Source organism: Allostella sp., assembly GCF_041913585.1.
In the GTDB taxonomy this organism is placed as follows: Bacteria; Pseudomonadota; Alphaproteobacteria; order ATCC43930; family Allostellaceae; genus Allostella.
The window spans coordinates 1-5949 of sequence record NZ_JAYSFE010000193.1 but is presented as its reverse complement, the minus strand read 5'-3'; the positions used below and the strand labels follow the sequence as shown (position 1 = coordinate 5949).

Genomic DNA, 5949 nt, shown 5'->3' with positions numbered 1-5949 from the left:
AATGGTGCCGCCGGTGATAATCGAAATCACGACCCCACCCTTACCAAGGGTGTGCTCTACCACTGAGCTACGGCGGCTCCGGGAAGGCGGGGACTGATACACGGGGGCGCCGCCGGAGGCAAGCCCCGTCGCTGCGGCCCGTCCCTACGACCCGCCCTGCGGCCGCGGGTCAGGGTCGCAGGACCGCCAGCGCGCGACGGTGTGCGATGAGGGTGCTGCGTCCGTCGGCGAGGCGCCAGACGCGGATGGCGACGGGGAGGCCGACGGCGGGGGCGATCGCCCATTCGGTCAGCGTCTCGGCCGGGCGGCCGTCGGGGCCGGTGCCGCGGCGGTGGTGCTCGACCGCGACCACCGGATGCGGGCCGGCGGGCGTTGCCTCGACGCGACGTTCGGCGACGGCGACGTGGACGAACCAGCGGGCAGTGCCGACAGGGCTGTCCTCGATCGCATCGAAGGTGACGACGCGGCCCGGCTCCAGCGGCGGCAGGGCGGCGAGGCGGGCAGGATCGAAGCGGGTCGCGGTGCCGTCGGCGGCGAGCGCCGGGAAGAGGCCGGCGGCGATGCGCAGGCGGCGGAGCGTGCCGGCGTCGGTTTCCGACACCTCCACGATCTCCGGGCCGGCGGCAGCGACGGTCCAGGTCGGGCCGGGCAGGGCGGCGCCCGCGTCCTGCCAGAGGATGCGGGTGCCGACGGCGGGCGGCTCTGCCGCGGCCGCGGTCGCGGCGAGGAGCGCGGCCGCCGCTGCGGCCATGCCGCCCGCCAGGCTCACGGCGCCGCCGGCCGCGCCGCCGCCTCGCGCTGGAGCTGCGGCTTCAGGATCTTGCCGAAGGCGTTCTTCGGTAGTTCGGGATAGAGATGCACCACCTTCGGCGCCTTGACCGGCCCGACTGCGTCGCGGGCGAAGGCGAGGAGGTCGGCCGGAGCGGTCGCGGCGCCGGGGCGGAGCTGGACCGCGGCATGGACCGCCTCGCCCCATTTCGCGTCCTCGACGCCGAAGACGGCGACGTCGAGCACGTCCGGGTGGCGCCCGAGGGCGGCCTCGACGTCGATGGGATAGACGTTGAAGCCGCCGGTGATGACGACCTCGCGCGAGCGACCCTTCAGGGTGAGGTAGCCGCGGGCGTCGAGCGCGCCGAGGTCGCCGGTGCGCAGCCAGCCGTCGACCAGCGTCTCGGCCGTCTTCTCGGGATTGCGCCAGTAGCCGCTCATCACGAGGTCGCCGCGGGCGCACACTTCGCCCGTCTCGCCCATCGGCAGGCGGCGTCCCTCGGGATCGAGAATCGCGACCTCGGTCATCAGGCTGGCGCGGCCGACGGTCGGCCGGTTCTCCTCCACCATCAGTTCGGCCGGCGGGACGACGGTGATGATCTGCGGCGCCTCGGTCTGGCCGTAGGAGGTGGCGACGACCGGTCCGAACCGCTCCTGTGCGGCGCGGATGCGCTCCGGCCGCATCGGCCCGCCGCCATAGACGAGGTTGCGCAGGCTCGGGCAGGGGGCATCGTCCGCCGCCTCCATCAGCATGTAGATGAGGGTCGGCGGCAGGAAGGTCAGCGTCGTGCCGAAGCGGCGGAAACATTCCAGCAGCTCGGCCGGCCGCTGCCGGTCGACGACGGCGATGCGCCCGCCCGCCGCCAGCGTCGGCACGAGGTAGGTCGAAGTGCCGTGGGTGATGGGGGCGGCCGCGAGGTAGCGGTCGGTGGTCCCCAGGCCGTAATGGTGGATCTGGGTCAGCGCGTTCGTCGTCCAGGAACGATAGGGCTGCATCACCCCCTTGGGCGCCCCGGTCGAGCCGCCGGTGAACTTGATCGCCTGGGTCGCGTCGAGCGGCAGGTCGTTGGGCGCCGGCTCGCGGCCGGTGCCGGCGGCGACCAGCCCCTCCAGCGTGCCGGCGGCCGCGCTGTCCGGGTCGATGGTGACGAGCCGGGCGCCCTGCGGGTCGAAGCCGTCGCGGCACTCGAGGTCGGCGATGACGATCGAGGGCTCGGTGAAGCCGACCATGCGGTCGAGCTCCTGCCGGCCGTTCTTCGGGTAGAGCGGGACCCAGACCTTGCCGGCCGCCATGGTGGCGAGCAGCGCCGTCACATGGTCGGCGCTGTTGTAGGCCGAGAGGCCGACGCGGCTGCCGGGGGTCGGGTCGATCGCCTGGAGGCCGGCCGCCAGCGCCGACACCCGCGCGGCCAGCGCGCGATAGGAGAGGCGGCCGGCCGCGTCCTCGAGCGCCGGGGCGTCGGGCTGCAATTCCGCCCGTCGGAAGAAGAACCGAATGGGATGCATCGGCGACCATAGGACGGGGCCGACCGCCGCTGTCAATCGCGGGCGGCGTCGCTAGACTGCCGAAGAGCCCCGACACCAGGAGGAACGACCATGCAACAGGACGCGCGCGGCCTCGCGCTCTCGACCGACCTGCCCGAGGCGGCCCGGGCCTATGACGCGGCGATCGCCTCCTATCTCGGCTACCGCACCGATGCCGCCCGCCATGTCGAGGCGGCGCTGGCGGCCGACCCCGGCTTCGCCATGGCGCATCTGCTGCGCGGCTACCTCGCCATGCTCGCCTTCAACCGCGCCTTCGTGCCGGCGGCGCAGGCGGCGCTGGCCGAGGCGCGCAAGGCCGAGGCCGGGCTGACGGCGCGCGAGCGGCACCATGTCGAGGCGCTGGCGGCATGGACCGAGGGGCGGCTGTGGCGGATGCTGCACGCCTGGGAGGCGATCCTGGCCGACCATCCGACCGACGTGCTGGCGCTCCGCCTCGCCCACTTCAACTATTTCTGGCTCGGCGAGGCCGATGCCATGCGCCGCTCCGTCCTCCACGCCAAGCCGGGCTGGGCCGCCGACCTGCCGGGCTGGGGCACCGTGCTCTCCTGCGAGGCCTTCGCGCGCGAGGAGTGCGGCGAGTATCGCGAGGCCGAGGCGGCCGGACGTGCCGCCGTCGCCATCGACCCGCGCGACCTCTGGGGCACCCACGCCGTCGCCCACGTCCTGGAGATGGAGGGCCGTCAGCAGGACGGCATCGCCTGGCTCGACGGGCTCCAGGGCCATTGGGAGGGGGCGGCGGCGATCGTCCATCACCTGTGGTGGCACCGCGCGCTCTACCATTGGGAACTGGGCGAGTTCGACGCCGTGCTGGCGCTCTACGACGGGCGCTTCCGCAACCCCGACTCGCCGCTGACCCGCGCCATGCCGGACCTCTACATCGACATCCAGAACGCGACCGCGATGCTGTGGCGGCTGGAGCGGGCGGGGGTCGCGGTCGGCGAGCGCTGGGCCGAACTCGCCGACAAGGCGGAGGCGCGGGCGGGAGACACGCTCTCGGCCTTCACCCAGCCGCACTGGATGCTGGCGCTGGCCGCCACCGGCCGCGGCGCGGCGGCGGGGCGGCTGGTCGCCGAGCTGGCGGCGGCGGGCGAGGGCGACACCACGCTCGCCTGCATCCATGCCGCCGTCACCGGGCCGACGGCGGCCGCCGTCCTCGCCCACCGCCAGGGCGACTGGGCGCGCGTCGTCGACCTGCTCTGGCCGATCCGCAACGAGCTGTGGCGGCTCGGCGGCAGCCACGCCCAGCGCGACATCTTCCGCCAGATGCTGGCCGACGCCGCGGCGCGCGCGGGCGACCGCAACCGCCTGCGCGCCGTGCTCGCCGAGGAGACGGCCGGCCGCACCCTGCCGCTGACCCGCCGCCGCGGCTACGCGCCGCTGGCGATCGCGGCCTAGGTCGGATCAGTCGGCCGCCATCCCGGCAAAGGCGTCGAGCGGCACCGGGCGCAGCGGCACGCGGACGCTGGGCGGCGGCACGGCGCCGGGATCGGTGCCGGCCGCGGCCGCCAGCAGGTGCTGGACGGCGGTCGCGCAGACCCGGCCCTGGCACAGGCCCATGCCGGCCCGCGTCGCCATCTTGAGCGGCCCCGGCGCGCGGTAGCCGAGGCGGACGGCATCGGCGATCTCGCCCGCCGTCACGTCCTCGCAGCGGCAGACGACCGTGTCAGCGCCGGCGGCCGCGAAGACGCCGGGGCGGAGCGCCGACCAGTCGGCGAGCGCCTCGCGGAAGACGCGCCGGCGGCGCCGGCGGTCGATCGCCGCCTCGGCCCGCCAGTCGAGCACGCCGCCGCGGCCGAGGCGGCGGGCGATGGCGGCCGCCGCGATCAGCCCTTCGTCCAGCGCGTTGTCGACGCCGAGCACGCCGGCGCCGTCGCCGGCCGCGAAGAGACCCGGCACCGTCGTCTCCAGCTCGTCGCTCCGCTTCGGGAACCAGCCGCCGAGGCCGACGTCCCAGCCATGCTCGGCACCGGCCAGTCGCGTCAGCTCGATATTGGGCCGCACGCCGAAGCCGAGACCCAGCGTCCGCGCGGCGATGCGCCGGCGCCCGCCCGGAAGCGGCCGCCAATCGTCGTCGACCGGCGCCACCTCGACCCCGGTGACGCCGCCGCGGTCGCCGTCGACCGCGGTGACGGCATGGCGCCGCAGCACCGGGATGCCGCCCCAGAGCAGGCGCCAGCGGTGGCCGATGCCGGCCGCGAGCAGGGATGGCTGGGTGGCGAGGCCGAGCAGGACCGAGAAGCCCGGCCGCGCGGCGGCGTCGACGACGGCGGCGACCGGGACCCGGTGGGCGCGAAGCTGCGCCGCCAGGAGGTAGAGCAGCGGCCCGGCGCCGGCGAGCACGACCGGGCCGGTCGGCACCGTGCCGGCGCCCTTCAGCAGCAGTTGCAGCCCGCCCAGCCCGAAGACGCCGGGCCGCTGCCAGCCCGGCACCGGAACCGCGATCTCGACCGCCCCGGTCGCCACCAGCAGAAGCCGCGGCGCCAGGCGCTGGAGCCGGCCGTCGTCGGCCCTCACCCAGAGCGAGCGGTCGGGATGGATGGCGACGACCTCGTGGTCCGGGCGATGGTCGATGCCGGGGGTGGCGGCGAGGCGGGCGCGGAGTTCGGCGCCGCGCGGGTCCCGACCGGGTCCGCGCCGACCGGGTCCGCGCCGACCGCCGGCGGCGCCGGTGCGGAAGACCTGGCCGCCGGCGCGGGCGTTGTCGTCGACCAGCGTCACCGCCAGGCCGGCTTCGGCCAGCGCCAGTGCCGCGGCCGCACCCGCCGGCCCGGCGCCGACGACGACCGTCTCCGCCGCGGCGCTCACGGCGGCGATCCCGCCAGCGTCACCACCATGCCGGCCGCGACCGGGGTGCGGCAGGTCCGCACCTGCGGCCGGCCGTCGACGGTGGCGATGCATTGCAGGCAGGTGCCCATCAGGCACCAGGGTCCGCGTGGCTCGTCGCGGCGCACCGAGCGGTGGAAGGCGGCATGGCCGCGGGTCAGCAGGGCGGCGGCGAGCGGCATCCCTTCCGGCAGGTGCAGCGTCCGGCCGTCGACGGTGACCGGGACGAGGCGGTCCTCGGGGCCGAGGCTGCGGAAGCGCGCGGCCGGGGCCGCGGGTGGGGCAGGGGGTGGCGGGTGCAAGGGCGGTCGGGTCCGGTCGGCCGGGGGTTGCAGGTCCGAGGTCAGCATAGATGCGCCCGGACCCGGCGCAAGCGCTTGCCGCGCCGGCATCTTCGGCGCTACCCGTAGGGCCGGAGCAGCGAAGGGGCCAGCCTATGCCGCAGCCGGTCGTCGAGGCCGAAATCGCCATCCTGGGCGCCGGGATCGTCGGCGCCGCCTGCGCCTGGCACCTCGCGAAGCGTGGCCGGCGGGTCGCCCTCGTCGACCGGGCGATGCCGACCGCCGGCACGTCCGGGGCCTGCGACGGCTATGTCTCGATCTCCTCCAAGAAGCCCGGCCTGGTCATGGCGATGGCGGCCGAGAGCAAGCGGCTCTACCCCGAGGTGGTGGCCGACATCGGCCGCGACGTCGACTACCGCACCTGTGGCGGGCTTCTGCTGGTCGAGGACCCGGCGACGCTCGACCAGCTGGAGGAGCGGGCGGCGGGCGTGCGCTCCTACGGCTTCGACATGCACCATCTCGACCGCCGGGC

6 protein-coding genes and 1 tRNA gene are annotated in these 5949 nt (G+C 75.6%); 2 read left to right on the top strand and 5 right to left on the bottom strand.

Annotation, left to right across the window (positions count from 1 at the left end; all coding sequences use genetic code 11):
• Positions 1 to 2: 2 nt before the first annotated feature.
• From ACE3Q3_RS22480 to ACE3Q3_RS22470, 3 genes are all read right to left on the bottom strand, one after another.
• A tRNA-Thr gene (locus ACE3Q3_RS22480) sits at positions 3 to 77 on the bottom strand.
• 92 nt (positions 78 to 169) lie between these two features.
• Entirely contained in the window at positions 170 to 751 is a 582-nt protein-coding gene (locus tag ACE3Q3_RS22475; protein WP_374449775.1) for a hypothetical protein, read from the bottom strand.
• Positions 752 to 765: 14 nt separating this feature from the next.
• The gene (locus ACE3Q3_RS22470) at positions 766 to 2274 is read right to left on the bottom strand and encodes a class I adenylate-forming enzyme family protein (protein ID WP_374449773.1); all 1509 of its coding nucleotides are present in this window, start codon (positions 2272 to 2274) and stop codon (positions 766 to 768) included.
• Positions 2275 to 2364: 90 nt separating this feature from the next.
• On the opposite strand from ACE3Q3_RS22470, the gene ACE3Q3_RS22465 reads away from it, so the two are divergent.
• On the top strand, positions 2365 to 3708 hold the full coding sequence (locus ACE3Q3_RS22465; protein WP_374449771.1) for a tetratricopeptide repeat protein: 1344 nt from the start codon (positions 2365 to 2367) through the stop codon (positions 3706 to 3708).
• A 6-nt stretch (positions 3709 to 3714) separates the two neighbouring features.
• On the opposite strand, the gene ACE3Q3_RS22460 is transcribed toward ACE3Q3_RS22465, so the two are convergent.
• Entirely contained in the window at positions 3715 to 5118 is a 1404-nt protein-coding gene (locus ACE3Q3_RS22460) for an NAD(P)/FAD-dependent oxidoreductase (protein ID WP_374449769.1), read from the bottom strand.
• Positions 5115 to 5486 carry a (2Fe-2S)-binding protein gene (locus tag ACE3Q3_RS22455; RefSeq protein WP_374449767.1) on the bottom strand — a complete coding sequence of 124 codons (372 nt, stop codon included), beginning with the start codon at positions 5484 to 5486 and terminating at the stop codon, positions 5115 to 5117. Before ACE3Q3_RS22455 ends, ACE3Q3_RS22460 begins: the two co-directional genes overlap by 4 nt.
• An 86-nt stretch (positions 5487 to 5572) precedes the next feature.
• Here ACE3Q3_RS22455 and ACE3Q3_RS22450 point away from each other — a divergent pair.
• A partial coding sequence (locus ACE3Q3_RS22450) for an NAD(P)/FAD-dependent oxidoreductase (protein ID WP_374449765.1) occupies positions 5573 to 5949 on the top strand: 377 nt, incomplete at its 3' end.

What these genes read in the sequence shown, in the direction of transcription:
- ACE3Q3_RS22465 (WP_374449771.1), top strand. Translation starts at nt 2,365, where the DNA reads ATGCAACAGGACGCGCGCGGCCTCGCGCTCTCGACCGACCTGCCCGAG.
- ACE3Q3_RS22455 (WP_374449767.1), bottom strand. Translation starts at nt 5,486, where the DNA reads ATGCTGACCTCGGACCTGCAACCCCCGGCCGACCGGACCCGACCGCCC.
- ACE3Q3_RS22470 (WP_374449773.1), bottom strand. Translation starts at nt 2,274, where the DNA reads ATGCATCCCATTCGGTTCTTCTTCCGACGGGCGGAATTGCAGCCCGAC.
- ACE3Q3_RS22475 (WP_374449775.1), bottom strand. Translation starts at nt 751, where the DNA reads ATGGCCGCAGCGGCGGCCGCGCTCCTCGCCGCGACCGCGGCCGCGGCA.